A 26,477-nucleotide genomic window follows, 5' to 3' on the forward strand; every position below is an offset into this window, starting at 1 on the left:
AAGTCATGAGCTCTTCCCTTTACAACAGTGCCACTGGCGTGCAGGCGCCACACTGTCTGCATGCTATCGGCATCGGCCGCACAGGCATGGCCTATATAGAAGCGTTGTTACGAACAGGCGAAATCGAAGACCTGTTGACGGACCCGCGCGCGACCTTCGCTGCCATGGTGGTCGACATCGGCGATCAGGACATGGGCATCGTCACTGACTACGCCAACTCGTTCAAGAAACGTCTGGAATCGCGTGGCATCCCGGCCGAGCGCTTCCAGTTTCAGGCGATCGCGATGCCGGTGCCGGAGCGAGACGAATTTTTCGAAGGCATGAACCGCACCCGTGAGTTTCTGAAGATCGAATACCCGCGTTACTACTGGAACCCGAACTTCGAGTCGTATGTGCCGCACAAGTACGAATTGCCGAAGGCCGGCAACCATTTCCCGCGCGCGGTGGCCAAGGGCATCTACGCCAACGCCTATTACGCTGGTGAGCGGCCGATGGACGTTGCCTTGCGCAACTTTGTCGACCAGGTCGAGGCGGCGACCCTGCCTTCCATGGTGATGGTTTGCTTCGGCATGGCAGGCGGCACCGGCAGCGGCATGGTGGTTGACCTCGCACGCCACCTGTCGAACGTCAAGCTCGGCCGACGCATTCCGGTCATTGGTGTGGGTCAGCTCAGCCACAGCGGCGATCCAGCCGAATACCACAACAACGCTACGCAATACACGACGCTGAACGACCTCGACTGCATGCTCGATGACGACAAGAATGCCGGCGTCACGACAGTCTGGGGTGACCTGTACCGCAGCCCGTTCACCGGCGGATTTTTTGTCGTCAACCCTGAGCAGAGCTGGCAGCGCCTGACCGCTTACACCAAGACCGGTGAGAAGGAGGTCCGGCAGAACTTCAAGCAGATGGTGACCAACCGATTCACTGCCGACTCTTTCATGCGTTTTGCCGTTCTCGACAGCGGTCGGGTGCTGTTCAAGGCGATGCGTCCGGCTGGCTTCACCGGTGCACCGCACGAAACCCTCTCGGCGAAATCACGCAACTGGACGCTGTTCGACGTCGCCAAACTGACCCACCCTGGCGTGCAGGTTCTGCCGGGCGAAGCGGGTTCGAAGTGGGATGCTGTGCTTGCTCAGTGGATTGACTTCGTGCCCAAGTACAGCGGCCTGAGGGACGGATTCCAGACCGACTATGCCGAGGTTCATGTGTACGCCTCGCGCGACATGGGTTTCGACCTGATCAGCAAGGGCATGAGAGACCTGGTCACCAAGCAGTACCTGCTGGAAGGTGACTCGACCTACCAGACCGAGAACCATGAGTTCTTCGACGCTCTGACGGCCTACGCCATCGCCATCCTCCCGGGCGTGGCAAAAACCGACCTGAATGCGTTCTGGGAATCCCAGAAGACCTACGACAAGATGACCTGGGAAGACAAGCTCAACGAGCACGCCTGGTTGATCGATATCGGACCGATGTTGTCCGAGCCAGCCATCCGCTTCGAAGGCATGGCCGGCGAGTGCATCTGGGGTTGCGCGTGCTGGGTCGTGGTGCCTTACGACCAGCTCCGTGGTGACAAGTTGCCGCCACCGAACCGCAAGGTGATTCTGGAGGAGGCCATCGACATGATGACCAAGACCGTGGTCAAGACACCGGGCGGTGACGCGAAGAAGCTCGCCAAGGCGCACGCTTAAGCGGGCTGGGTGTCAAGGGGTTGGGCGACCCATGTGTGTGGGTCGCCCAGGCCCGATATTTACTTTCGTGCAAACAGAGTTTTTTGATTGGTAGTCCCATGGATGACGCGATTCGCCCGTACCTGATCGACAGTGAACCGTACTACCGCGCTGCGGGCAGTGAGGTGGCATTGTTCGAGGCAGCCTGCTCGCGTGGCCTGCCAATGATGCTGAAAGGCCCTACTGGCTGTGGCAAGACTCGCTTTGTCGAGCACATGGCCTGGCGGCTGAAGCTGCCATTGATCACGATTGCCTGCAACGAAGACATGACCGCGTCTGACCTGGTCGGTCGTTTTCTGCTCGATGCGCAAGGCACCGTCTGGCACGACGGTCCGCTCACGTTGGCCGTGAGGTATGGCGCAATGTGTTACCTGGACGAGTTCGTCGAGGCGCGCCAGGACACCACCGTGGTGATCCACCCATTGACCGACGACCGTCGCCTGCTGCCGCTGGACAGGCGTGGCGAGGCGGTGCGGGCTCACCCTGACTTCCGACTGGTTGTTTCCTATAACCCTGGCTATCAGAGCGCAGCCAAGGATATGAAGCCCTCGACCAAACAGCGCTTCGGCGCGATCGACTTCGACTTCCCCGCAGCTGACGTCGAGACCGAAGTGGTGGTGCACGAGGGGGGCGTACCGCACGATACGGCGGCCAAGCTGGTTGCCGTCGCGCAGCAATCGCGCGCACTGCGTGGGCGTGGGCTTGATGAGGGCATCTCTACGCGCATGCTGATTCACGCCGCACACCTGATCGCTGAACATATCGACGTGCACGACGCGTGCCGTTTGGCGATGGCCGCGCCCGTAACCGACGACCGCGACCTGATGGCGGCTCTCAACGGCTTCGTCGAAGCCCAGTTCGGGCCGAAAGCCTGATGAACACCTCCGCAGCTCCATCGACCCCACCGTTGGCGCGGCGACTGGCCGTGTTGCGTGGTATCGACGAAGCGATCCACACTGCGCTGCGCGCTGTTCTGCCGGCGCTCGCGGAGCACGCCGACGAAGATGAGCTGGAAGCCTTGGTCGATCTGCTGTGCCAGACCGGTACCGAAGAGCCCGCTGGCACGCTGGCGTTGATCGCGCGCCTTGATGGACTGGTGCCAGATCCCGTGAGCGTAACGGCGCTGCGTCGATGGGCCTTTGACGGCTTGCAGCGCCACAGCACCTCGCCGGCCAAGCGGCTGCAGCATTTTGAGACCGGTGACCCATTGAGCTTTGCCGATCCGGGTGCCCAGAGCGATGCCGATCACATTCTTGCCCGCCGCGCGGCACTGCAGCACTACCTTGCCGGTTTCGGTTTCCCGGATTTCCGGCTCGAATTGCATGCACCGCAGCGCGGACAGGCGGCGCCAACGCGGGTGACCGTGGGCGATGATGTGCTGCTGGTGCCGAGGCGCTGGTCTGGTGTCGGCGAAGGGGGTGTCGACACACGAGATCGGCTCTACCGCGCCGCCATGGCGCATGCCGCAGCACACTTGCAGTATTCGCCACGCCAGAGGCCTGCTGGCAATCGACACCCGATGCTTCTGGCGATGCTGGCACTCATTGAAGACGCGCGTGTCGAACGACTGATGCTGCGTCAATACCCGGGCCTCCACGCGCTGTGGGGCGAATTCCATGTGGCGACCCGCCTCAGCGTCGGCTTTGATTTGAACGGGCTGGCCGCAAGGCTGGCACATGCATTGCACGAACCAGCGTATGCCGACAGCAACCCCTGGGTGCTGCTGGGACGGCAGATGTTCGAAGAGGCTGCGGCCGACCTGCACGACGTTGCTGCATTTGCACCCATCGGCCGGCGCCTGGCGGTCGAGTGCACGAAGATGCGACTGCCATTCGACGCCGAGCGCTACCGCGTTGTGCCGGCCTACCGCGATGACAACGCCCTGCTGTGGAACCTCAATGCGTTGGAATCAGACGACGAAGTCAATAGCTTGGAGCGCGAACTCCTGGCGTCGCGTGAACCACAGAAAGAACCATTGGATCCGCTGCTCACCGTCGAGATCGACGTGCGTCGGCGGCGGCAACACCCGGAGTGGGACTACAAGCTTGAAATGCTGCGCGAAGACTGGGCGACCGTCATCGAGGCGGCCGTGCCGAACCCACGCGAATCCTCGCGACGCCATTCGACCGCGTCCGCACGCCGCAGCCCGCTTCGCTTCAATGCACTGGCACACATACCGGATCGATCCGTGCGACTGAAGCGCCTGCACGAGGGCGATGAGCTCGATCTCGATGCAACCGTCGACAGCTTTGTGCAGCGCGCTGGCGGACTGACACCCGACCCGCGCATTTTCATGCGCCATGGTCGCCGGCGCAGGTCGACCGCCATCGTGCTGTTGATGGACTTGTCCGTATCCACCACGCGCTTCGTACCCGGCAGCTTCACCAGTGTGCTCGATATCGAGAAGCGCGCTGCAACATTGGTGGCCGGGTCGCTGGATGCCTCGCGCGACCGTGTCGCGGTGCATGGCTTCTCGTCGAATGGGCGTCAAGAAGTGCATTACGTCCGAATCAAAGATTTCGACGAGCCGTTCGGTCCTGCGCAGCAAGCGCAGTTGAAAGCGCAAGAGGGCCGCTTGTCTACCCGCATGGGCGCGGCCTTGCGCCATGCGAGCGAGGCACTGGCAGCCGAGACAGCCGAGCGCAAGTTGATCCTGTTGCTGACCGATGGCGAGCCGTCGGATATCGATGTTTTCGAGGATGACTATCTGGTTGAAGACGCGCGCCACGCCGTCGCTACCGCCTCTGCCAGTGGCGTCGAAACGTTTTGCCTGACGCTGGATCGACAGGCCGACGGCTATGTGCGGCGCATCTTTGGTGGGCGCAATTACCTGATTGCCGACCAGGCCGCAACCTATTCCGATGCCGCCGGCCAGGCACTGGCCAAACTGATTGCGCAATGACATGACCTCTGACACTTCCAACAACGCCGAGAATGCCGCCACCATGGGCGTCGGTACGCCTCAGGACTGTGCAGCGGCACCGGCCACCTTGTTCGTCTGCATCACTTGCCGCATGTCGCTCGAGCCTGGCGTTTCAGCGACGATGACCACCGACGGCCGAGAGCTGTTTGATCTGGTCGGCCTTCTGCACAACACACACCCTGCTGCCGACCAGGTGATGGTGCGGTCGGTCGAATGCCTTGGCAGCTGCGACCAAGGCTGCACGGCAGGCATCGGCGCGCCCGGGAAGTTCGCCTACCTGCTCGGTGGTCTTGAACCCACACGCGAACACGCCGCCGCCATTCTCGATTGCGCGCTGCTGCTGGGTCAGCAGTCTGGTTCTGTGCTTGGTCGTCTCCAACGACCACCCTTGCTGCGAAACCGCCTGCTGGGCCGTATGCCGCCCTTACCTTTGTCCAACCCGAGGAACACCGCACCATGAATACTTCAACACCCAATACCAAGATACCGGTCACCGTGATCACCGGCTTTCTCGGCTCGGGCAAGACCACCGTGCTCAACCATGTGCTGAGCGAGCAGCATGGTCGCAAGGTGGCTGTGATCGTCAACGAGTTCGGCGAGGTCAGCATCGATGGTCAACTGATCGTCAAAGACGAAAACGAGGAGCTCATCGAATTCAACAATGGCTGCCTGTGCTGCACCGTACGCGGTGATCTGGTGGAGACCATCAACAAACTGCTGCAGCGCGCCGATAGGCTGGATGCGATTCTGATTGAAACCACGGGACTGGCGGATCCGGCCCCGGTGGCGTCAACCTTCTTCGTGGCCGACGGGGTGCGCGAAGGCACACGGCTCGACTCCTTCGTCACCGTTGTCGATGCCGTGAACATCGAGCAGAACCTCGAACAAAGCCACGAAGCACAGGAGCAGGTCGCGTTTGCCGACATCATCCTCGTCAACAAGAGTGACCTGGTGTCGGACGAAGCCATCGCGGCAATAGAACGCCGTATACGGTTGCTCAATCCGCTGGCGCGCATGCACCGTACGGAGCAAGGCGTGGTCGACCTGGCGAAGATCCTTGACACCAACGCCTTCCAGCTTGAGGCCAAGCTACAGGTGGACCCCACGTTCCTGAGCGACCTCGATCACGAGCACGATGAGGCCGTGACTTCCATCGTGCTGCGCGAGCCGCAACCGATAGACATGAACCGTTTCATGGCCTGGATCACACCGCTGCTGCAAGAGCAGGGTGGCGATCTACTGCGCACCAAGGGGGTGTTCAATGCCCAGGGCTTCAACCAGCGCATTGTCTTCCAGAGTGTTCGCATGCTCACCACGATGAGCCGCTTTACCGACTGGGAGCCGAGCGAGACGCGCGGCACCGAATACGTTGTGATCGGCCGCAATCTCGATCGCGATGCCTTGCAAGCAGGCCTCACTGCCTGTCTCGTTCGCTGAAATCGTCAATCAACTCGAAAGGTAACCATGAACGCCGATCTCATTTCATTCTCCGGCATCGTGTTGATGTTTGTGCTTGGCCTGCGGCACGGGCTTGACCCGGATCACATCGCCTGCATTGACGGACTGACATGGAGCACGCTGGACAACAATCAAAAGCTTGCGCCCTGGGTTGGTACCCTGTTCGCCCTCGGTCATGGACTGCTCGTCACGGCTATCGCCGTGGGCGTCAATCAGCTCAGCCGTGGCATCCATGTGCCCGATACCGTTGTCACGGTTTTCGGGTGGGTTCCCACCTTGCTGCTGTTGCTGGTGGGCACGCTCAATCTGCGCCAACTGCTGATTCCTGGCCAAGCCTATCAGCCAACCGGCTGGAAGATGCGACTCATCCCGCGCAGGCTGCGCAACAAGTCGAACCCTCTGGCGATCGTGCTCATTGGCGTCCTGTTCGCCTCCGTATTCGACACCGCCACCCAGGCATCGGCCTGGGGTTATGTTGCAACCAACAACGGCGGAATTCAGGCAGCCATGGGCGCGGGGCTGGTGTTCACGCTGGGCATGATCATCACCGACACGGTGGACGGACGCCTGTTGTGCCACATCGTTCGGCGAGCCGACGGCGAAGCTGCCGGCCGGCGCTATCGGCGCACCCTCGGCTGGCTGATCGTCGCACTCTCGTACAGCGTGGCTGCTTACAACATCGGCAAGGAAATCGTGCCCGCAATCGAACTCGGCGAGTTCGGCTACTCGATGGCCGGTGCTTTGCTGCTCGCTGTCGTGTTCGTGATGTGGGCCTGGACCTATCGAAGCAGACTGAAATTCGTCTGATCTGACGACAGCTGACCCAATCCAATCACCGGAGAACGTCATGAACATCAAGCAAGGCGACTACATCTCGGACGTGCCTTCCAGGCGATGCGTTGCGGCGGATCTCGTCAAGGGCGAAAGGGTGGCCGTGTTTGGCCTGACCGCCGGTCAGTCCGCATTTTTTTGAGGTGATCGATCGTTCCGGCATGGCACGGGCGGTCGGCATACGCAATACGGAATTTGAGTGAGTCCGTTCATTCCTGACCGTCGAGGCAGGGTTTTAATCAAACTAGGAGTAAGTAATGCGACATGGTGATATTTCAAGCAGCAACGATTGCGTCGGTGTAGCCGTAGTCAACTACAAAATGCCGCGACTGCATACCAAGGCCGAAGTCCTTGCCAACGCGCGCAATGTTGCCGAGATGCTCGTCGGCATGAAACAAGGCCTGCCTGGCATGGACCTGGTGGTTTTCCCGGAGTACTCCACCCACGGCATCATGTACGACCCGAAAGAGATGTACGAGACAGCGGTAACGATCCCTGGCCCAGAGACTGACATCTTCGCCGAGGCATGTCGAAAGGCCAACGTATGGGGTGTGTTTTCGCTGACCGGTGAGCGACACGAGGAGCATCCGAACAAGGCGCCGTACAACACGCTGATCCTCATGAACAACAAAGGCGAGATCGTCCAGAAGTACCGGAAGATCATGCCATGGACACCGATCGAGGGCTGGTATCCCGGCGACTGCACTTATGTCTCCGAAGGACCCAAGGGCATGAAGATCAGCCTGATCATCTGCGACGACGGAAATTATCCGGAAATCTGGCGTGATTGCGCCATGCGTGGAGCCGAGCTGATCGTCCGCAGTCAGGGTTACATGTACCCCTCGCAGGAGCAGCAAGTCATGGTTTCCAAAACAATGGCCTGGATGAACAACGTCTATGTCGCCGTGGCGAATGCCACAGGCTTTGACGGTGTGTACTCCTATTTCGGTCACTCGGCCATCGTCGGCTTTGACGGCCGCACCATGGGCGAATGCGGTACGGAGGACATGGGCATCCAGTATGCCGAGTTGTCCATGAGCCTGATCCGCGACGCACGGAAGAATTCGCAGTCGAATAACCATTTGTACAAGTTGCTCCATCGCGGCTACACCGGCAAGATCAATTCCGGCGAAGACATCAATGGCGCCGCGGCTTGCCCGTTCGAGTTTTACGGCAAGTGGATCAATGATCCGGAAGGCACCCGCAAGATGGTCGAGGGATTGACGCGCGAGACACCGGGCACGCCTGAATGCCCCATTGAAGGCATTCCAAACGAGGCGGCCAAACACCGCTGAACGTTGTTGCAACCTGGGCGGGTGACATGCTTGGGGCAGCACCCGTCCGCATTGACAGGATTGATGTACATGGATTCCAAGCTAGATGCTTATCGGCTTCAGGCCGAGCCGTTCTACCGATCGGCAGGCAATGAGGTTGCTCTGTATGAACATGCGTATACCCATCGCTTGCCCTTGATCATCAAGGGCCCTACCGGCTGTGGCAAGACACGGTTCGTCGAATACATGGCCTGGAAACTCGGCCGCCCTTTGGTGACGCTGGCCTGCAATGAAGACATGACGGCCTCTGATCTCATCGGGCGCTACCTGCTCGATGCGCAGGGCACCACGTGGCACGACGGTCCACTGACGCTCGCCGTTCGCCACGGCGCGATCTGTTACCTGGACGAGGTGGTCGAGGCGCGGCAGGACACAACGGTCGTGATTCATCCACTGACCGATGCGCGTCGCATTCTTCCGCTCGAAAAGAAGGCGGAGGTGGTTCATGCCCATCCCGATTTTCAGCTGGTGGTTTCATACAACCCGGGCTACCAGAGTCGAAGCAAGGATATGAAATCCTCGACGCGTCAGCGTTTCGCTGCGCTGAAATTCGATTACCCCGACGAGGTGGTTGAAGCAGAAGTCGTTGCGCACGAAGCCGCGATCTCGATGGACCTTGCCGTTCGCCTGGTTGGCATTGCGAACAGGTCGAGGGCGTTGAAGAACCATGGTCTGGATGAGGGCATTTCCACGCGCATGCTGATCTATGCCGGTGTGTTGATTCGCTCTGGCGTCGATCCCAGGGAAAGCTGCGACATGACAATGACGCTGGCGCTCACCGACGACCCTGACATGGCCATGGCGCTGCGGGGTTTCGTTGAAGCCTACTTCGAATAATGATTGAGCCCCGACAATGACGGAAGAGGACTGCCTTGAAACGCTGAAGCCGCAGCAGCAATGGTCGGGGGTTCGAGAGCGCTGGCATGACGGGGGTCTCAGCCAGCTGGCAGACACGTTCGATGGCCAGATTGCCCAACTTGCCGACAGCTACAGCGCCGAACAGATCGGCGCCATTCTGCATTGGCTCGAGGCGCTCGGTGAAGAAGACCCTGTGTGTACGCTGGCGGTGGTCGACTCTCTCAACAGACTTTTGTCAATCGTTGGTGCCGAGGGTTTTGGGCGCTGGATACTGACAGGACTGCGAATGTACCCAGGCGAACAGGTGCGTCAGAGGGCCTACTTTCGGCTGGAAGACCCACGCGCGGTCGAGGCGCTGCACGGGGAGGCTGGTGCGGGCGATCTGGCCGCGTCACTGCCGTCCCTGGCGCTTTTGCTCACGGGCCTTGCAGAGGTCGAACTGCAACTTCTGCCGCGCCATCAGACTGCGCTGAACGGCTTGCCCTTGCGACCCATTCTGACCGCTGGCCATTTGTTTTTGCCAGACGATTACACCGCTTTGGATGGTCAGGACCGCTATCCTATCTATAGAGCAGCTGTCGCGCATGCAGTCGCCCACTTGCTGTACTCGACGCCAAACCAGCCCAGCAATACGTTGAAACCCATGAGTGTCGCGGTGGTCTCCGCTATCGAGGATGCCCGTGTTGAGCGCTTGCTGATTCGCGATTACCCGGGGGTGCGGGCATGGTTTCTGCCAATTCTGAGGCGTGGCGTCAAGCCGCAGGGGTTGGAGTTTTCAGCGTTGATCGGGCGCATGAACCTGGCGTTGATGGATCCGCACTACCAGGATGACAACTACTGGGTGAACAAGGCGCGTCGACTGTTCGAGGAACAAGCGGCAGACCTTCACAACTATGCCGAGTTTCGCCAACTGGCTTCCATACTGGCCAATGACCTCGGGCAGATGCGGGTTCCGTTTCGTGCGCAGCAGTATGTAGTTCCTGAAGCTTACCGAGACGACAACAGCTTTCTCTGGAATTTCGAGGACGTCGACCCCTCCCCACCTGAGCCGCTGGACCTGCAAGTGCAGGCGCCGGAACAGCAGCAGGGACAGGCCTCGGTGGATGCCTCCCCCAGTGTTGTGCCGGCGACAGAGATCGAACTGGGACGCTACAGCTATCCCGAATGGGACCGTCGGTCTTCGCTCATGCGCACCGATTGGTGCACCGTCATCGAAAAGCGGCCGACCTTGCCGGGTATGCGTCCCCTGCCAGTCCGCGACAAGGCGGCTTCTGCTACGCCAGCATTGGTTCCGCTGCCTCACGCGCGGCGCGTGAGCCGAGCACGGCGCCTTAGGCGTCAGTGGGAGGGCGATGACATCGATCTGAATGCGGCGATCGAAGTGATGATCGACAAGCGCATGGACTTGACTCCGGACCTGCGCCTTTTCATGCGCGCGGGGAGCGAAGATCAGCAGTCGAGCGTCCTGGTTCTGCTCGACTTGTCAGAGTCGACGAACGATTGTGTGGGCGCCAGAATGGAGTCCATCCTGGACATCGAAAAGAAGGCGGCACTGCTGCTGGCGCAGTCGGTCGTGCAGAGCAATGACCGAATTGCCGTGCACGGGTTCTCCTCGAACACCCGCGCCGAGGTGAACTATTACCCTTTGCTGGAATTCGGCGCAGCGCTCGATGCGAACGCAATCAGCATGATTCGCTCAGTGCCGGGTCGCTATTCGACCCGTATGGGAGCGGCATTGCGACATGCGACTGCCCGACTCGCGCATGAACGCACCGATCATCGCGCGATTCTGATTATTGGTGATGGAGCACCGTCTGATGTGGATGTCCACGAGCCGCAGTATCTGATCGAGGATGCCCGCGCGGCAGTTCACGAAGGCAGGCGGTCTGGTGTGCAGGTCTTTTGTGCGGCGCTGGATCCCCAGGCTGAACCGTATGTGCGCAACATTTTCGGGTGGAACAACTACCGCATTGTTGATGATCCGCATCGTTTACCTGCCCATTTGTCCGCTCTGTATGGCCGACTAGCGGTACCATGAAACCAATCTCACAAATTATCAACAATAGGCTGTCATGTAGCGTCAAGTCGCTACATCGATGACGAAAGGTTAGCAACTGTGGCAAACAAGGATCCGATACGTGTTGGCATTCTCTACCCAGAAACCGGAGTGATCTCGACGATCGGCTGCTCGCAGATACAGGGCTCTTTACTGGCCATTGACGAGATCAACCAAGCTGGCGGCATTGACGGACGCGAGATCGTGCCCGTGCGGTACGACTCCCGGTCCACCCCCGCTGTCTATGCAACGCTTGCCGAGCGACTTATCGTTGAGGACAAGGTCAACGTCATATTCGGCTGTTACATGTCCAGCAGTCGAAAGGCGGTATTGCCGATCGTCGAAAAATGGAACAAACTTCTTTTCTATTCCACCCTGTACGAGGGATTCGAGTTCTCCAACAACATCATCTACACGGGAGCGGCGCCTAACCAGAACAGTGTCCAGCTGGTCGAGTTCATGACGTCGAATTTTGGTGCGTCCGTCTACATGATCGGATCCAACTACATCTATCCATATGAGTCCAACCGCATTGTGAGTGACCTGACTCTGAAGCTTCCCAACAGCAGGAAGGTCGCGGAGCGGTACGTGAAGCTCGACGCCTCGGAAAAGGATTTTCAAAAGATCATGACCGATGTTCGCAACAAGCAGCCCGACTTTATTTTTTCGACTGTCGTGGGTGACGCTACTGCCAACCTCTACCGGGCATATGCTGACGCGGGCTTTGATCCAGCGACCATGCCTATCGCCAGCCTGACCACCTCGGAGACGGAAATATCGCAGATGGGGAGCGATGTTGCGAAGGGGCACTTCACCTCTGCGCCTTACTTCCAGTCGGTAAATTCGGACGCAAATGCCCGTTGCCTCGAGCGCTACCGCCGCCAGTCCAATGCCATCTGTGTGCCAAACATGTGCTGGGAATCCACGTATTTCCAGATGCATATCTACGCCAATGCATTTCGCAGGGCAGGGAGCGATGAAATAGGTCGGATCCTGCCCCACATCCTGGGAAGCGAGTTCGATGCACCTCAGGGTCGGGTGCGCATCGATCCCACAAATCACCACACGTCACTGTATCCGCGTATCGGCGTGGCAAACGCAGAAGGCCAGTTCACCATTGTTCGCGAGGCCACCCGACCGGTGCAACCCGACCCCTATATGGTCACGCATTCCTTTGGTGACTGGACGCAATCACCGAGCTCGGTGGGCTGGTAAATTGGAGAACGTGACCAAACGACGGGTGGTGCGGGCAACACCTCCGCTTGTAAAGGAGCTTCGCTCACTCAAGGTTGGAATCATTCATCCGGACGATGACGATGGGAGGCTACTTGCCCAACAGTTGCAGCGAATCGGATGCCAAGCTCAAGCCTTTTGGCCACCACCGGCTGCGCTGCCCGAAGGTATCGATGTGTTGTTCTTGGCTGTGCAGCCGGAGAGCACCACCACCGGATTCGAGTGGCTCAAAGGGGACGATGCTCCCACCATCATTGCCATCGTGACGTATGAGAACCCAACCATTGTTGAAATGGTCCTTCGAATCGGCGCCCAAGCCGTACTGCCGTCTCCGATCCGCTCATTCGGCTTACTGTCAGCACTGGTGGTTGCACGCGGGTTGCATGGAGATCGAAAAAATCTGCGTCGCCGCGCGCAAAAGCTCGAAGCCAAGTTGTTGGGTGTGCGCCAGGTTGCCGATGCCAAGAGCATCCTTGCGCGCACGCGACAAATCACCGAGGCCGCTGCGTACAACCTGATCAGAGAAAGGGCCATGAGCAAACGGGTGAGTACAGAAGACATCGCCGCAGCCATTGTCAACGCCAACGAAATCCTGGGAATTGATCCACCCTGAACTGGCCAGGTTTTCGTGGCGGCCGGTTGGTTTAAGTCAAACCACCACTGTGGTGGTTTGACCGGCGAGTTTCCTCAGCTTCTGCAGGCGAGATATATCCGAAGGTGACCCGCCCCCAACGGCCGTATCAAGCTGAAGTTGGTGTAGTTCGTCAACCACCAGGGGAATGACGGATATAAAGAGGAGCAGATATACCGAAGCGAAGATCATCGGGTTCCTACGGCTGGCCTAGGCCGGGATGCTGCTCAAGGACCTGTGCTGCACCGCCGGATTCAGCGACGCGACGTCTTACAAGTGGCGGGCCAAGTTCGGCGGTATGCTGGTCTCAGATGTCCAGCGTCTACTCCACGCAGGCTGTGTAGATCTAAGTCTCCGACTAAGGACCAAAACTCACCGTTCCGCACAGCTGCATTGGGTCGACCAGTTGGCGCAGCCCCCGCGCCAACTGGCGAGCGGTTTGTGGGGTGTAGCGCTGGTAGTAGGAGATATTGTGTGGGCCCACACCATGTTCGGCACTGAAGCTGCCGGCAAATTCCTGTACCACCATTGCATAGATTCGGTCGCGCAGCTTCGTGACCACAGCTTCGTCGTATGTTTGCTCGGAATCACTGCTCCAGATCACATTCAGGTGAACGCCTCCGTCGGCGATGTGGCCGAAGTCAACCACGTGAAGGAATGGAAACTCCGCTTCAATCAGCTCGCGCGCCGCACGGCGAAACGCCATGATCTGAGATCGCGGGACGGAGACATCAAAAGCAATGGGTTTTCCCAACGCTCGCGCTCCTTCACTGATGCTGTGTCGCAGCTTCCAAAGCTCGTGGCCGTTGCCAATCACCGCATTTTCTATTGTTTGCTCGAACTGGTCTTGGAGAAAACTATTGAGGGATTCCTGTAGATCCACACCGGTATAAGCCTTGTTGCTGGCCGTTTCCAACTCAATCAGGACTGCAAATTCAGGGACCGGATCGGGCGAAAGCGGGTTGCGCAGACCGGGCACATGATCGATTGCCGCCTGCATCGCGTTGCCGGACAGGCCTTCAAACGCACTCAGGTAGTCCCCTAAATCATGCTCTAGCGCCTGAAGTAGTTGCAGCACGGCGTCATCGGATGTGGGCACCACGAGGGCGGTGGCCGACTGGGTGGGACGTACATGAACTTCCAGTGTTGCACGCGTCAGAATAGCGCCAGCTCCTGAACTGCCGACAAACAGTTGCTTGAGATCCGGACCTGTGTTGTCCTTGCGCAGGGCACGGCCCATGTTGATCAATTCTCCGGCTGGCGACAACAGTACTGCCTGCAAAGCAAGCAGGTTGTGGCGAACGTCGCCGTAGCGGATCAGCCGTGTACCACCGGTGTTGGTTGCGACCATACCGCCCACCGTGGGGTTGGCCCCCAAATCAATGGGGAACCATAGGCCGTGCGGCTCCAATTGATCGTTTAGCTCCTGTAATGTCACCCCTGCATCGACGGTCACGCTGCGGTTGGCCACATCCACCTCACACAGACCGCGTAGTCGGCTGGTGGACAACACCACCTGAGTGCCACTGGCATCGGGCGTGCTCGATCCCACCAAGCCGGTGTTGGCCCCCTGGGGCACTAGGCGGATACCATTTTCGGAGCACCAGCGCACCACGGCCTGTACTTCTTTCACACTGGCAGGGCGCACCACGCCGAGTGCCTGACCTTGGCCGTAGCGTGCGCCTTGTTCGTAGGCGGTCATGTCGACAGCTGGCAGTAGGCCGCGGTCACCGACCAGGGCGTGAAGCCCACATGTCGCCATGCTGGCGGTCAGACCGCTCATACAGTTACCTCAGCGGCCCGGCCGCGCAAGGCTGCGCGCACTTGAGCGATGGAGCGTTGTTGAGCTGCTTCGTATAGTTTGATTTCATCATGCACCGGGGCGCCCAGATCGGCTTCGAACGCTTGCTGGGCCGCATTGGAAACGTAGTGCACTTGTTCTTGGCCGCCCAAGTTGGATTGGAAAATGCCCGCTGCGCTCACTGGCAGAAAGTCTTCATAGGTGATAGGTTCGGCCTCTACTAGGCCGCGCTCGAGCAGGGACGATAGATCCGCTTCTGCATCTGTGGCAGTGCTGTCCAGGGTCTTACCTTGCTCGGTCAAGGTGTACCGGTAGAACGCTAGATTCTGAGCGCGCAGAGCAGCATGTGTGTCGGGGAACTTGGCAAATACTTGTTCCAGGCGCGCGCCATATTCGAGCGCAGATCCGCCTGCACTGCCCATCTCATGTACTTCAGCAAGCAGTTGGTCGTACAGCAAGCGGCCTTCACGCGTGAGGGCCACGCCGCGTTGCTCGATCTCGCCAAAGCGTGCTGCGTGCGCGCCAGATCGATCTGTGAAATGCACTGACTCTTCCATCGCCTTAAAGCTGGTCTGACGCAACAGAATGGGGCAATCTCGCCGGGGAGGTCCTTCCACTACGTCCTTGGCGTCCATGCCGCGTGCAGGCATCTTGGCTTGGGCCGAGTCAATATCCAACGTGCAGGGCGTCAGGTGGTTGATGTGCGGGCCCTTAAAGCAGACAACATCGGCAATAAGTCGGTGTGCATTTTTCAGTTTTTCGTAGGTGTCGGCATTCACCGTGGCTTCGCTGTGCCAACGAAAGGTCTCCAGGGCTTCGCGAACAAAGTCATCAGCCTTGGCGCTTTGGAGTCCTCCCATGGTTTCGCTGTGGGTAATCAGCTCCAGTACGCGTGGCGTGAAAATGTGTCGCTGCGCCAGGATGCTGGATGCAGTTGCACGCAATGCGTCATCCGCAATCAGGTCCAGTCGCAGAAGAGACGTGAATACCCGAAACGGATTGGATCTCAGGGCTGCATCGCCGACAGGGCGGAAGGCCGTGGAATGAACCGGTACGCCCGCAGCTGAAAGGTCGTAGTAGCCCACTGGCTCCATGCCCATGATGGCGAACAGTCGGCGCAACATGCTCAGCTCCGCAGCAGTGCCTACGCGGATTGCTCCGTGGCGCTCCACTCGCAGGCGGTCCAGCTCGCCTGTGCGTTGCATCTTTTCGTACAAGGCGGGTTGCTGCTCGAAAATGCGGGCGTTGATGTCGGCCACAAGCTCGACCAAGGTCCCGTACTTCGGTACTTCCTGCCGGTACATCTCGGACATGGCTCGTGAAAAACGCATGCGGATTTCGCCGCTTGAAACGATTGCAGGGGACACGATGGGCTGGTGCGATGAACTCATGATTGGGGCGATAGGTGGGGGCTCAAAAGATATGGTTTTCACCACAAGGAGCTGGTTACTTCGTGCACTACCGGAATGGGCTGGTTTGCAAACGGAGCAACCGATCTCATGCGCTGTGCTTGTTGTACATGCGAGCTGTGCGTCTTGTTGCAAATAGAGATGTGTGTGTGTTCAAAGAACTTTCCAACGCGGAATGATTTTCTTTCGGCTGGAAATTGCTTTCGGACTGTCTCAATTGCTAGTCCAAAAAGCAAAGTGAATCGGCTTGTTTCTCCGATCCTGACCTCAAGGAACACACGTGCTCAGGGTTGCTCTCTTGTTTGCACCGGCATGAGTCAGTTTTGCTGCTTGCTACAGTTCCGGGTAGTGCCGTTCGTCACTGGTACGAATTTCGAGTGCGGACGCAATCCGCATCGCGGAATCCTCCTGGTATCCGCGACACAAGATTTGTAGGGACAATGGCAACCCTGCATGGTTATACCCACTCGGCATCGCCACACCACACAAGCCGAAGGTGTTGCCAAAACGGGTAAGCAAGCTCGCATTCGGGCGTGTACCAATGCCGCTCAGCGGCACCGCTGGAACTTGGGAAGTTGGTAAGATGAAGGCATCAAGGCCAATCAAGCGACGGTGGAAGTCCACAGTCTGTGCCGTCATGACTTCACGGATCTTCAGATATTCAGTCGCCGATACGTTACCGCCGAGCACCCGTTTTCGCACTTGGGGATCCATAAGGCTGGATGGGTCCTGCGCCAGCTCGCCGTAGAGCGCGAATGCCTCGACCGCCATTGGGGTGGGTTCGGCATAAGAAATCAGAGGACGCTCCAACGTCAGTATGACGATACTGGCGCCAAGGCTCTCCAGCAAACCCAAGCAACGGTCGTAAGCTGCTAAAACATCTTCGTCGATGCCAACGCGATCGACCTCGCATAGACAGGCCAGGCGCAGATCCGACAAATCATCCAGCGGGAGTGTGGTGGGTACCGGCTTAGGTCGAGACCAGGTTCGCGGGTCCAGATCGTCGTGGCCTTGTAGCACCCCATAGATCAAAGCAGCATCGGTGACCGACCGGGCAAGGACCCCGGGGGTGTCGAGCGTCTGGCTCAGTGGGATAACACCGTATGCACTGATTCGACCCGTGGTGGTCTTGAGTCCAACCAAGCCATTGAACCCTGCAGGAATTCGCACTGATCCGCCGGTATCTGTGCCGATTGCAACTGGAGCCATGCACGCGGCGACAGCCACGCCGCTGCCGCTGCTTGAACCGCCAGGCGTATGCTGGACTTGAAGGTCCCATGGATTCCAGGGCGTGCCCATGTGTTCGTTGTCACCCCAGGCTCCAAAGGCGAATTCAGCGGTGTGCACCTTACCGAGTAGCACCGCACCTGCGTCGACCAATCGATTGGCAATGGTGCTCGTGATGGTCGACGGCGGTAGACCTCTCCGCGTGGCGGAACCCGCCGTGGTGTCATACCCCGCCAGCTCGATCAAGTCTTTGAGTGCGATTGGCAATCCTTCCAACGCACGAGCAGTGCTGGCACGATACCGAAGATCCGAGGCCTCGGCCTGCGCGCGGGCTTCGTCGGCAAGCACGATCACGTAGGCGTGCAGCTTCGAATCGAGTCGAGCGATCCGCGCCAAGTAAGCATCGACGACCTGGGAGGGCTGAAACTCACCAGCCAGATAGCCGTCGAGCAAGGCCTGTGCGCCGAGACGGCATAGAGATTCGTCCTCGCCGCTCATGAGATTTTTTCAAGGTAAGAATGGAAGACGCCGACATGGACGTCTGCCTCTTCGACCGCACCGGACCACAAGTCGGTGCTCTTGAAACACACGTCATAAGTCCGTTGGCGGGCGCTGTGCAAGCCGTGTGCTGCTGCATCGGGGAAAGGGTATTCTGGCGACTGGCCGACGATAAGACCAGCCATGCCCCTGGCATAAGCAGGCATACGCACGTGTCCACCCACGAAGTCCATCTTGACCCGCACTGTGTCACCGATGGCCAGCACGGGGAGCTCGGATTCAGCCACGCGACCGGGCTTCGCTGGCCCAGCCAGCGGTACGCTTTCCCCCGCCGCTGAGTCCAGCTCCTCGACCGTGAAGATTCCCTTCTCAACGCAGAGTGTGACCACTGCGGTGTACACCCGCTCGTAGTAGGAGGCGGCCATGTAGTGGCGCGGATCCATTCGTTCGATCGCGTGGCGGTATTCGTCCATGTTGTAGACGCTCTGGCCCACCAATCGGCCGGAGATGGCATTGATTTTCTTTTCCCAATACTCGTGAAATGCCTCGCGGTCTTCTGGGGAAACCTTGCCAAATCCCTGGCGTCCGCCTAGGTCATGTATGCCATCCATTGAGTTTTCCTCCGGTCAGTTGGGAGTGGTCGTATAGGGAGCTTCGAGGCGAGCCACACCGATGAGCGCCTCTTGCGTCACCAGGTCGGCCAATGCCTCTTCACTCCAGCCTTCAGTGTGCGTGGGGCGCATCGGAAGAATCATGTAACGGGTGTCAGCGGTGGTGTCCCAGATACGGATACCCACGGTTGGCGGTAAGACAAGCCCAAGCTCGGCGAGCACGGTTCGTGCTTCACGCACGATGCGTGCACGGTAGTCCAGATCCTTGTACCAACCTGGTGCCATTCCGATGATGGTGAAGGCGGTACAGGAGCACAGGGTGCAGCAGATGACGTTATGCACGTTGGCGGTGTTCTCCTTCACCTCCAAGCTGCCGTGATGCTCAGGCATAGCAAACCCTAGCTCGGCCGCGGCGGCCTTGCCATCGGTCAATAAGCGGTCCTTGAAAGCAGCGTCGGTCCAGGCCTTTGCAACCAGGCGACCGCCGTTCATCGGCAACCATTGTTCGTCCACGAAGTGTTCGTAATCGTCGATAGTGGATGGCATCAACAGGCCGCGTGCCTCCACCAGTTTTTCTACGGCATCGACACGCGTCGGCATGTGTAGGGTCATGGAAATCTCCTTTGATTGAGGTCAATATTTCAGCTATTCACGCTAGCTTCTTAACCTTGACACGAGTCACATCGAAGGTGCCTGCTTTGGTGTCTTGGTCGGCCTTGGAGGAAATGTCAGTGTTCACGAGCTGCTTGACACTCGGTACCCGCGGCAGCAGCTTTTCGCCAAATCCCCATTGCGCCATCTTTTCCATGCTGGCGATGGCTTCAGGCTTGATGGTGCAAGAAACGTCAGCGAGTTTCTTGATCGTCCACTGCGGATCAAAAGTGGAAGCCTTCTCGATCACATTCTCAGGAATGCTCTTTGCTGGCTCCAAGGAGCGGAACCAAGCGTTAGCCTGCGTATGGTTCTGGCTGGCCCAGAACAGAGCTTCATTGTGTGACTTGAGAAAACGACGCAGGACATCTGGTTTCTCCTTGATGAAACTGGAGTTGGCCTGCAGCACCATCGATGGCGAGGTGTTCTCGGCCATGGGCGTGGCTAAGCCCGCGTCCTCGAACAGGGCCAACCAGGGGTCCCACATGAAGAAGGCGTCGATGCGCTGCGCTCGGACCGCATCGGACAACTCGGGCGTGTTGATGTTGACGAAATTCACGTCCTTACCGACGATCAGTCCTGCCTTGGTGACGGCTTCTTGGGCATTGAGGTATGCAGTGATGCCGAAGGTGCCGTAGATTGCTTTCCCTTTCAGGTCCGCCAGCGACTTGATGCCAGATTTCTTGGTCACCATGATGGCCGATCGAAAACTCGACTGGTGCGCCACAGGCACGATGGGCGCACCAGCTGCCATGATGGTCACTGCGCTGAAATCAGACACGGTGCCCATGTCAACCGAGTTGGATGCAATGGCTTCGGTGACTGCTGGACTGTTCATCAACTGGGGCATTTCCAGCTTGATGCCGTTGCGTTCAGCGATGTCCGTGTTCTTCAACACGTGCATAGTCTGTGCGGACACCACCACTGTGTTGGTCCAGCCGAAGCGAACCACATCCAACGACGAGGCTGCGCGCACGATGGCTGGAGCTCCGAGGATGGTGGCGGCTCCAGCCAGTGAGAATTGATTGAAATTGCGACGAGTGATCATGTTCAAATTCCTTCGGCTTTTTGCCATTCGGGCTTCAGGGTTTCCCAAAGCGAGCTAACGGTGGATACAAACCAGTCTCCTGTGCGTACTTCCGCCGTTCTGGGACGGCCTAATTCAACTAACACTTCTTCGCGCACCCGACCCGGGCGCGGGCTCATGACCACCACTCGGTCGGCGAGGAACACCGCCTCGTCAATGCCATGAGTCACGAAAATTACAGTCTTGCCGCTGTCTGATGAAATTCGGGCGATTTCCTCTTGCAGCAGCACACGGGTCTGAGCATCCAGAGCACCAAAGGGCTCGTCCATAAGCAGTACTTCAGGGTCTGGAGCCAACGCTCGGGCGATGGCCGCGCGTTGTTTCATTCCGCCAGACACCTCGTGCGGGAACTTGTTTTCGAATCCAGTGAGCTGCACCTTGGCGAGGAGTTCACGCGCATATTCAGCTCGCTCTTTCACCCCCACGCCCTTGGCCTTCATCCCGAATTCAACATTCTTTTGCAGGTTCATCCAGCCGAACAGTGCGTAGTCCTGAAACACCACCGTGCGTGATGGATCGGGTCCGACAATTTCCCGGCCGTTCTGCAGCAACACTCCGCTGGTGGGTTTATGGAAGCCAGCCAGCATATTCAGTAAGGTCGACTTGCCGCATCCTGAAGGACCGAGCAGCGAGATAAATTCCCCCTTCATCACCTTCAGCGATACGTCGCTCAGTGCAATAACTGATGAGTCGTCGCGTGGCGAGTGAAAGGTCTTGGATACGTTTGAAATCTCAAGGTGTGCGGAAGGTGTCGTCATAGATCTGAGCCTCAGTTGCGTTCGGACGGTGCCCAGGCGATTACCCGGCGCTCGACCCGTTCGAGGATGTTGGACATAAGGAAACCGACGAGCCCAATGGTGGCCATACCGGCTACTACGTTCTGGATCTGGAAAACCATGCGCGACTGTTGGATGAGGTAGCCCAGGCCAGTCTGCGCAGCAATGAGTTCAGCGGTCACGACACACATCCAACCAATGCCCAGGGCCAGACGCAGGCTGGGCATCACTGTTGGCAGTGAGGCAGGAATCAGCACATCGCGCAGCATCTGCCAGCGCCCGGCGCCCAGACTTTGAGCGGCATTGAGCTGATTTCTGTCGAGCGAACGCACAGCGGTATACGCGCCGAAGAACAGTGGAAAGACACACCCTAGAAACACTAGAAAGTAAGCGGAGGCATCACCAAGCCCAAACCAGAGGATGGAGATCGGCACCCAGGCCAGCGGCGGGATCGGGCGCAAGGCTTCAACCACCGGACGCACGAAATCAGAGACATTGCGCACCCAGCCACAAAGAAAGCCGAATGAGAGACCCACCACCATCGCGAGGAGGTAGCCCACAGCAACACGAAGCAGGCTGGCTCCAAGGTGGGTCATGAGGGTGCCGTCGAGAAGCAATATCCACAACGCCTGCAAGACACCCCAAGGTGAGGGCAGTACGAACGAGTTGATGAACCCCAGAGCGCTGAGGAGTTGCCACAACGCAAAAAATGCAATCAAACCACTAACGTTGCGCAAAAGTACAGGATTAATTTTCATAAGGCTTCTTTAGTCGATGTAATCAGTCGGTTCGCTCTGGGACCAGATGCCCTCGTACATGGCGCGCATCATGTGGGCGTACTCCTCACTCTCGATCACCATGCCGTAGCACTCTTTTGTGGACGACATCAAGGCCACCCGCGAGCCATAAATGATGAAAGTCATAGACAAAGTCATTGCCGGAGGTGTGAAGCGCAACTCACGATGTAGGGCGTGGCTCGACTGCCATATTTCGGCGCGGTCACGGCTTCGAGAGCGCACGACCCGCATGGATTTTTTTCGACGTACGCGCTCTGCCATGTATTCGTCGATGGCTGACAGGCCTGGAACCTCCATCAGATCGGCCATGGAAAAAACGGCCTCCATGTTGGGAGCGTCGCCGGAAAGAGAATCCCAAAGAGCGGTTTTCACACCCGCTTCCCCTTCATAGAAGCGGATGTTTGGCTTTCCCTGCGCGCGGTGGTACATCGCACGGAGTTGAGGCAGCACTTCGGTCAGCATTTGTTTGCGAGCTTCAACATGCTCCAACAACACACTCGGCTCGTTCGCCTGCACTCGTCGCAAGCCTTTGCCTTTCCATTCGGCGATCAGACCTTCTTGCTGCAAGCGATCGAGCGCGCCATAAACCGTAGCCTTGGGCAACCCAGTACGTTCGATCACATTGGTCACCGGGACGTCACCAAGTTCGATGGCTGCCCGGTAAACCTTGTAGAGATTGCCCGCGATGCCGAGGCGGGCTAGCGCATTTTCCATACAGACTCACAGTCATTTGGGTTTTGGTCGGTTTTTGCCGACCGATGTCTTTTTTGACCTTCATAGGTAAAAAAGGGCTGTTCGCACCAAAAAAGGAAATTTTTTGAATTTGGTCCGATTTGTACGACTAGTAAGCATGAGGCGTGCCAAGATGGGTTCTGAGCTGCCTTTTGCGTGCATACGGGCTTGCTCAACGGGCTGACGGTCGACGAATAGAGCGCGGACAGAGCGTTTGTCGATAGATCTAGGAAAACGGGGGGGCAGCTTGCAGCGTGGCGTTTGTAGGTATCGCACCCTGATGGGGCTCTGCGGTTTGAAAATCTGGCAACGGAACAAATGCATGCCCCAAAATGTTGCCGCCGATGCAAGACTGACCAGCTCGGGATGACGATTCAAATCTGACTGGGGTGTCCAGCTGACCTGGTGGTACTTTCAGCAAAGGTTCAAGCAGATTGGTGGAATGCATCCACTTAGTGATGCGACGTCTAGCTGCCAGTGGACTGCTTATGAAAAGAGCTGTCATTCGCTCGGCAGGCAGCTGCTCGAATCGCCCGTGTTTTCGTGGTGGGCAAGCTGGTTTAGGTCAGGCAACCACTTTGATGGGTTGCCTGCGAGCTGCCGGTAGTCGTTTGTCTCATCCTCTGCAGGCGAGACATGTGAGAGGGGTCCGATCAGGCGGTGATGGTTGGCCCTGGGAACCCCTTCCTGCATGGTCAGCTCCACCAGTTCTTGATGTGGTTAAAACCGGCGCTGTTTCATTTCGGCCTTGTACCGCTAATTGAGCGGACTGGGCCGAGGCGTTGCTGCAGAGGACACTCTTGGCGCTTTCCGAAGGCTCAAACCCCGCAGCAGTCTGCCGCTCGACGAAAAGAGAGCTGACGCATTGGGCGAATCTAACTGGTCGTCCTACACGTTGATCATGGAGATATTTCGGGCAACCTAGGGGGTGCATGCAGAAGGTGACGGGACGCACGTCAACCGGTCGCTCGGTGCATTGTTCCGCGAATGACAGGTTACGAAGCTCGCGAACGTTCAGGCGTCAATGTCCTATGTCCGCGCCCAGCCTCAGGCGGTCAGCGCACGTTTAGCGCTGAGCGGCTGTTCTTGGTCGGCAGTGTAAATACGATGCTCTGCTCGGCAGCTGACCACCGGTGCAACACCCCTCTCAGCCAAAGTCAGCTTGCGGAGACCTTCAGGGCCATCCCTTCCAGGCCAAGCGCAGTCATCAGGAAAAGAGCCGTGCGGCTAAAGCCGCAGCGCCGCAGCAGAGGCGCCTGGAGCGAAAAATAACTACGTTGAACCGACCAACAACATATCGATCTGGTCAAAGTGCTACTTGTCGCGGCGTCTGTCAATCAAACGACGTCGAGCTTGGCCTAGGTGAAACTGCATAGCTACCCGAGCCTGCTCGCCGTCGCGGGCGCGAATTGCAGAAACGATTGCCGAGTGTTCGTCGAGAACAGTTAACGCTCGCTTCTTGGACGCTGTGCGAGTGAGTCCTAGCGTCAGACGCATCAGGCCGACCATGGCCTCATGGATATTTTCGAGCGTGTTGGCGTAAAACTCATTGCCGCTGGCTTGCGCGATGCGAGCGTGAAAATCCAGATCCGCAGCCGGAGTCAAATCGCCACTGTGCACACCGATTGAAAATGTCTCGTGAGCGGAAACAATAGCGTCCATCTGTTCTTCTGTGTGACGTTCGGCAGCTAGCCTGGCGGCATCACCTTCAACAGTAATTCGCAACTCTTGACATCTCAAGTAGGTGGCGATGTCTTGCGCCTTCGCATAGACCTTTATGCGCAGTGCCGGTTGATGGCTGACAAAGGTTCCCATGCCCTGGCGTGACGTGATCAACCCGTCGACCCGCAAACGCAAGAACGCCTCCCTGACAACCGGCCGGGATACCCCAAACTTCTCTGCGATTTCTACTTCAGAAGGAAGCTGCTCACCCAGTTTGAACCGGCCTGAGGTGATCTGCTCAAAGACTTTGCCGTAGAGCTGATCAGACAGGCGATTACGCGGTCCTGATTCGCTGGGGCTGCCCACCAAGGCTTCATGTGCAATCCCTGTTGTTTGCGCGGCTGTGGAATCAGTGTCTTTGCTGCGAGCCATGGATGTGACTGAACCTTGTCGTGAGTCGGATGTTGATTATAGAAACCGCCCAATATACGAGCACGTCAACCCAAGGGTCAATTTTTTCCGCTCTGGAGCTCACGATCCGGCGCAAGCAGGGCCGTGAGGTCATGCCGGACAAGCCTTATGTCGGCAGGACACGTTTGCCGTCCAGCAAGCGAGATACATTTGTGGGATGGTTGTCCCGCAACGTTTCGGGAAGCAACGCTTGAGGAAAATTCTGATAACAGACTGGACGTAGGAAGCGTTGAATCGCGGCAGTTCCGACAGACGTTGTGCGCGAATCGGAGGTCGCTGGGAAAGGGCCACCGTGCACCATTGCATGGCTGACTTCAACGCCTGTTGGCCATCCGTTGACCAGCAAACGCCCAGCCTTGTCTTCAAGAATGGGCAGCAGCTCCGAGGCGCTCGCTAGGTCACTGTCGTCCATCAGCAGGGTGACAGTCAGCTGCCCTTCGATCGAATGGGCAACGCGCTTTACCTCGGCCCAGTCATCACACTCAACAATCAAGGATGTCGCGCCAAACACTTCGTTGCGCAGGGCCTCATCGCCCAGGAAGTCGACGGCATTCGTGACAAACAGCCTGGCCTGGCACTGGCAAGGACCGTTTGTGGTGATGCCCTTTCCAGATTCGCGTACCTTGGCGTGGGAGGACAGTGCCTCTACGCCAGCTGCATATGCAGCTTGGATACCAGGAGACAGCATGGTTTGGGGCGCCACTTTTGTGGTCGCCTCTGTTGCCGTTTCGATAAAGCGGCTGAGCGCATCCCCGCGCAAGCCCACCACCAGACCAGGGTTGGTGCAAAACTGACCGGCCCCCATAGCCAGTGAAGCGACAAATGCTTCGGCCATTGCAGGCCCACGGTTTTGCAGAGCATCGGGAAGCAGAAACACCGGATTGATGCTGCTCATCTCCGCGTAGACTGGAATGGGTTGAGGACGGGCCTGTGCCGTTTTCATCAAAGCAAGACCCCCGTTGCGGGAGCCGGTGAAGCCCACGGCTTTGATGCGGGCGTCTGAGACCAGCGCCTGACCCAGCTCATTGCCCGAGCCAAACAGCAGGGAGAATACACCTTCTGGCAGACCACACTGGGCCACCGCCGCCTGGATGGCCCGGCCGACCAGTTCGGATGTGCCAGGGTGGGCAGAGTGGCCTTTTACGATGACGGGGCAACCCGCCGCCCATGCCGAAGCCGTGTCGCCACCGGCCACGCTGAAAGCCAGTGGAAAATTGCTGGCGCCGAACACGGCAACTGGACCCATGGCGATATTCTGCAAGCGCAGATCGACCCGCGGCAAAGGTTTGCGCTCAGGCAGCGCAGTATCCACCCGCACGTCCAACCACTCGCCAGCTTGAACCAGCGAGGCAAATAAGCGCAATTGGCCGCAGGTTCGTCCGCGCTCGCCTTCCAGTCGTGCCCGTGGAAGGCCTGACTCCAGCATGCAGAGCTCAATCAGCGCGTCACCCAGCGCCTCTATCTGCACAGCGACCGTCTCCAGGAACCCGGCACGCACGTCGAGCGAGGTGTTACGGAACGCCACTGCGGCCGCCTCGGCCAGTGCGCAGGCCCGATCCACTTCCTCAGCGCCTGCGCCTTTGAATACAGGTTCGATGGGTTCGCCCGTGCTCGGGTTAAAAGCCCGAATCGATGCCCTGTTTCCAAAAACGCTTTCGCGACCAATCAACATCTGTCCGGTAACTTGCATGTGTGTGT

At 58.3% G+C, this 26,477-nt stretch carries 23 protein-coding genes and 1 pseudogene; 13 read left to right on the forward strand and 11 right to left on the reverse strand.

Features of this window, described 5'->3' with window-relative positions:
- Positions 1 to 5: 5 nt before the first annotated feature.
- The 13 genes and pseudogenes from E5678_RS03345 to E5678_RS22570 all read left to right on the forward strand — a co-directional run.
- Complete coding sequence (locus E5678_RS03345) at positions 6 to 1,694, forward strand: hypothetical protein (protein WP_210731977.1); 1,689 nt, start codon at positions 6 to 8, stop codon at positions 1,692 to 1,694.
- A gap of 98 nt (positions 1,695 to 1,792) precedes the next feature.
- Positions 1,793 to 2,608 carry a CbbQ/NirQ/NorQ/GpvN family protein gene (locus tag E5678_RS03350; protein WP_136177212.1) on the forward strand — a complete coding sequence of 272 codons (816 nt, stop codon included), beginning with the start codon at positions 1,793 to 1,795 and terminating at the stop codon, positions 2,606 to 2,608.
- Complete coding sequence (locus tag E5678_RS03355; RefSeq protein WP_136177213.1) at positions 2,608 to 4,635, forward strand: VWA domain-containing protein; 2,028 nt, start codon at positions 2,608 to 2,610, stop codon at positions 4,633 to 4,635. Before E5678_RS03350 ends, E5678_RS03355 begins: the two co-directional genes overlap by 1 nt.
- A 1-nt stretch (position 4,636) precedes the next feature.
- The gene (locus tag E5678_RS03360; RefSeq protein ID WP_136177214.1) at positions 4,637 to 5,116 is read left to right on the forward strand and encodes a DUF1636 domain-containing protein; all 480 of its coding nucleotides are present in this window, start codon (positions 4,637 to 4,639) and stop codon (positions 5,114 to 5,116) included.
- On the forward strand, positions 5,113 to 6,093 hold the full coding sequence (locus E5678_RS03365; protein WP_136177215.1) for a GTP-binding protein: 981 nt from the start codon (positions 5,113 to 5,115) through the stop codon (positions 6,091 to 6,093). Before E5678_RS03360 ends, E5678_RS03365 begins: the two co-directional genes overlap by 4 nt.
- A 27-nt stretch (positions 6,094 to 6,120) precedes the next feature.
- Entirely contained in the window at positions 6,121 to 6,921 is an 801-nt protein-coding gene (locus E5678_RS03370; protein WP_136177216.1) for a nickel permease, read from the forward strand.
- Between the two features lie 40 nt (positions 6,922 to 6,961).
- Positions 6,962 to 7,087, forward strand: coding sequence for a hypothetical protein (locus tag E5678_RS22775; protein ID WP_281728092.1), 126 nt, complete (start codon positions 6,962 to 6,964; stop codon positions 7,085 to 7,087).
- A 115-nt stretch (positions 7,088 to 7,202) separates the two neighbouring features.
- Positions 7,203 to 8,240 (forward strand): aliphatic amidase, encoded by a 1,038-nt coding sequence (locus tag E5678_RS03375; RefSeq protein WP_136177217.1) that lies wholly within the window; start codon positions 7,203 to 7,205, stop codon positions 8,238 to 8,240.
- Between the two features lie 69 nt (positions 8,241 to 8,309).
- Entirely contained in the window at positions 8,310 to 9,116 is an 807-nt protein-coding gene (locus E5678_RS03380; RefSeq protein ID WP_136180611.1) for a CbbQ/NirQ/NorQ/GpvN family protein, read from the forward strand.
- 16 nt (positions 9,117 to 9,132) lie between these two features.
- Complete coding sequence (locus E5678_RS03385; protein ID WP_136177218.1) at positions 9,133 to 11,175, forward strand: VWA domain-containing protein; 2,043 nt, start codon at positions 9,133 to 9,135, stop codon at positions 11,173 to 11,175.
- Positions 11,176 to 11,253: 78 nt separating this feature from the next.
- Positions 11,254 to 12,408, forward strand: a complete 1,155-nt coding sequence (locus E5678_RS03390; RefSeq protein ID WP_136177219.1) for a transporter substrate-binding domain-containing protein — start codon at positions 11,254 to 11,256, stop codon at positions 12,406 to 12,408.
- Between the two features lie 10 nt (positions 12,409 to 12,418).
- Positions 12,419 to 13,039: an ANTAR domain-containing protein gene (locus E5678_RS03395; RefSeq protein ID WP_348770365.1), complete on the forward strand. Its 621-nt coding sequence runs from the start codon at positions 12,419 to 12,421 to the stop codon at positions 13,037 to 13,039.
- A 166-nt stretch (positions 13,040 to 13,205) separates the two neighbouring features.
- Positions 13,206 to 13,382 (forward strand): annotated as a pseudogene (locus E5678_RS22570) (transposase); the annotation flags it as partial.
- Positions 13,383 to 13,415: 33 nt separating this feature from the next.
- On the opposite strand, the gene E5678_RS03400 reads toward E5678_RS22570, so the two are convergent.
- The 11 genes from E5678_RS03400 to E5678_RS03450 form a co-directional block, all read right to left on the reverse strand.
- Positions 13,416 to 14,759 (reverse strand): FAD-binding oxidoreductase, encoded by a 1,344-nt coding sequence (locus E5678_RS03400; RefSeq protein WP_168708479.1) that lies wholly within the window; start codon positions 14,757 to 14,759, stop codon positions 13,416 to 13,418.
- Positions 14,760 to 14,836: 77 nt separating this feature from the next.
- Complete coding sequence (locus E5678_RS03405) at positions 14,837 to 16,249, reverse strand: VOC family protein (protein WP_136180612.1); 1,413 nt, start codon at positions 16,247 to 16,249, stop codon at positions 14,837 to 14,839.
- 351 nt (positions 16,250 to 16,600) lie between these two features.
- The gene (locus tag E5678_RS03410) at positions 16,601 to 17,992 is read right to left on the reverse strand and encodes an amidase (protein ID WP_136177222.1); all 1,392 of its coding nucleotides are present in this window, start codon (positions 17,990 to 17,992) and stop codon (positions 16,601 to 16,603) included.
- Positions 17,989 to 18,603, reverse strand: a complete 615-nt coding sequence (locus E5678_RS03415) for an SH3-like domain-containing protein (RefSeq protein ID WP_136177223.1) — start codon at positions 18,601 to 18,603, stop codon at positions 17,989 to 17,991. The genes E5678_RS03410 and E5678_RS03415 overlap by 4 nt, the downstream gene beginning before the upstream one ends.
- Before the next feature lie 15 nt (positions 18,604 to 18,618).
- A complete protein-coding gene (locus tag E5678_RS03420; RefSeq protein WP_136177224.1) occupies positions 18,619 to 19,215 on the reverse strand; it encodes a nitrile hydratase subunit alpha in 597 nt (198 codons plus the stop codon).
- A 37-nt stretch (positions 19,216 to 19,252) separates the two neighbouring features.
- Positions 19,253 to 20,302: an NrtA/SsuA/CpmA family ABC transporter substrate-binding protein gene (locus E5678_RS03425; protein WP_210731978.1), complete on the reverse strand. Its 1,050-nt coding sequence runs from the start codon at positions 20,300 to 20,302 to the stop codon at positions 19,253 to 19,255.
- A gap of 2 nt (positions 20,303 to 20,304) precedes the next feature.
- Positions 20,305 to 21,099 (reverse strand): ABC transporter ATP-binding protein, encoded by a 795-nt coding sequence (locus E5678_RS03430; protein WP_136177226.1) that lies wholly within the window; start codon positions 21,097 to 21,099, stop codon positions 20,305 to 20,307.
- 11 nt (positions 21,100 to 21,110) lie between these two features.
- Entirely contained in the window at positions 21,111 to 21,875 is a 765-nt protein-coding gene (locus tag E5678_RS03435; RefSeq protein WP_136177227.1) for an ABC transporter permease, read from the reverse strand.
- A gap of 9 nt (positions 21,876 to 21,884) precedes the next feature.
- On the reverse strand, positions 21,885 to 22,628 hold the full coding sequence (locus tag E5678_RS03440; RefSeq protein WP_136177228.1) for a MarR family winged helix-turn-helix transcriptional regulator: 744 nt from the start codon (positions 22,626 to 22,628) through the stop codon (positions 21,885 to 21,887).
- Positions 22,629 to 23,960: 1,332 nt separating this feature from the next.
- A complete protein-coding gene (locus E5678_RS03445; protein ID WP_136177229.1) occupies positions 23,961 to 24,740 on the reverse strand; it encodes a FadR/GntR family transcriptional regulator in 780 nt (259 codons plus the stop codon).
- Between the two features lie 145 nt (positions 24,741 to 24,885).
- Positions 24,886 to 26,469 carry an aldehyde dehydrogenase (NADP(+)) gene (locus E5678_RS03450; protein WP_136177230.1) on the reverse strand — a complete coding sequence of 528 codons (1,584 nt, stop codon included), beginning with the start codon at positions 26,467 to 26,469 and terminating at the stop codon, positions 24,886 to 24,888.
- Positions 26,470 to 26,477 lie beyond the last annotated feature (8 nt).

Source organism: Hydrogenophaga sp. PAMC20947 (assembly GCF_004795855.1).
Taxonomy (GTDB): domain Bacteria; phylum Pseudomonadota; class Gammaproteobacteria; order Burkholderiales; family Burkholderiaceae_C; genus Hydrogenophaga.

Bases quoted from the DNA above. Each gene is read 5' to 3' on its own strand.
- E5678_RS03425 (WP_210731978.1), bottom strand. From the start codon at position 20,302: ATGATCACTCGTCGCAATTTCAATCAATTCTCACTGGCTGGAGCCGCC.
- E5678_RS03450 (WP_136177230.1), bottom strand. From the start codon at position 26,469: ATGCAAGTTACCGGACAGATGTTGATTGGTCGCGAAAGCGTTTTTGGA.
- E5678_RS03345 (WP_210731977.1), top strand. From the start codon at position 6: ATGAGCTCTTCCCTTTACAACAGTGCCACTGGCGTGCAGGCGCCACAC.
- E5678_RS03410 (WP_136177222.1), bottom strand. From the start codon at position 17,992: ATGAGCGGCGAGGACGAATCTCTATGCCGTCTCGGCGCACAGGCCTTG.
- E5678_RS03360 (WP_136177214.1), top strand. From the start codon at position 4,637: ATGACCTCTGACACTTCCAACAACGCCGAGAATGCCGCCACCATGGGC.
- E5678_RS03420 (WP_136177224.1), bottom strand. From the start codon at position 19,215: ATGACCCTACACATGCCGACGCGTGTCGATGCCGTAGAAAAACTGGTG.
- E5678_RS03380 (WP_136180611.1), top strand. From the start codon at position 8,310: ATGGATTCCAAGCTAGATGCTTATCGGCTTCAGGCCGAGCCGTTCTAC.
- E5678_RS03445 (WP_136177229.1), bottom strand. From the start codon at position 24,740: ATGGCTCGCAGCAAAGACACTGATTCCACAGCCGCGCAAACAACAGGG.
- E5678_RS03385 (WP_136177218.1), top strand. From the start codon at position 9,133: ATGACGGAAGAGGACTGCCTTGAAACGCTGAAGCCGCAGCAGCAATGG.
- E5678_RS03435 (WP_136177227.1), bottom strand. From the start codon at position 21,875: ATGAAAATTAATCCTGTACTTTTGCGCAACGTTAGTGGTTTGATTGCA.
- E5678_RS03350 (WP_136177212.1), top strand. From the start codon at position 1,793: ATGGATGACGCGATTCGCCCGTACCTGATCGACAGTGAACCGTACTAC.
- E5678_RS03415 (WP_136177223.1), bottom strand. From the start codon at position 18,603: ATGGATGGCATACATGACCTAGGCGGACGCCAGGGATTTGGCAAGGTT.
- E5678_RS03365 (WP_136177215.1), top strand. From the start codon at position 5,113: ATGAATACTTCAACACCCAATACCAAGATACCGGTCACCGTGATCACC.
- E5678_RS22775 (WP_281728092.1), top strand. From the start codon at position 6,962: ATGAACATCAAGCAAGGCGACTACATCTCGGACGTGCCTTCCAGGCGA.
- E5678_RS03430 (WP_136177226.1), bottom strand. From the start codon at position 21,099: ATGACGACACCTTCCGCACACCTTGAGATTTCAAACGTATCCAAGACC.
- E5678_RS03375 (WP_136177217.1), top strand. From the start codon at position 7,203: ATGCGACATGGTGATATTTCAAGCAGCAACGATTGCGTCGGTGTAGCC.
- E5678_RS03355 (WP_136177213.1), top strand. From the start codon at position 2,608: ATGAACACCTCCGCAGCTCCATCGACCCCACCGTTGGCGCGGCGACTG.
- E5678_RS03405 (WP_136180612.1), bottom strand. From the start codon at position 16,249: ATGAGTTCATCGCACCAGCCCATCGTGTCCCCTGCAATCGTTTCAAGC.
- E5678_RS03370 (WP_136177216.1), top strand. From the start codon at position 6,121: ATGAACGCCGATCTCATTTCATTCTCCGGCATCGTGTTGATGTTTGTG.
- E5678_RS03400 (WP_168708479.1), bottom strand. From the start codon at position 14,759: ATGACCGCCTACGAACAAGGCGCACGCTACGGCCAAGGTCAGGCACTC.
- E5678_RS03440 (WP_136177228.1), bottom strand. From the start codon at position 22,628: ATGGAAAATGCGCTAGCCCGCCTCGGCATCGCGGGCAATCTCTACAAG.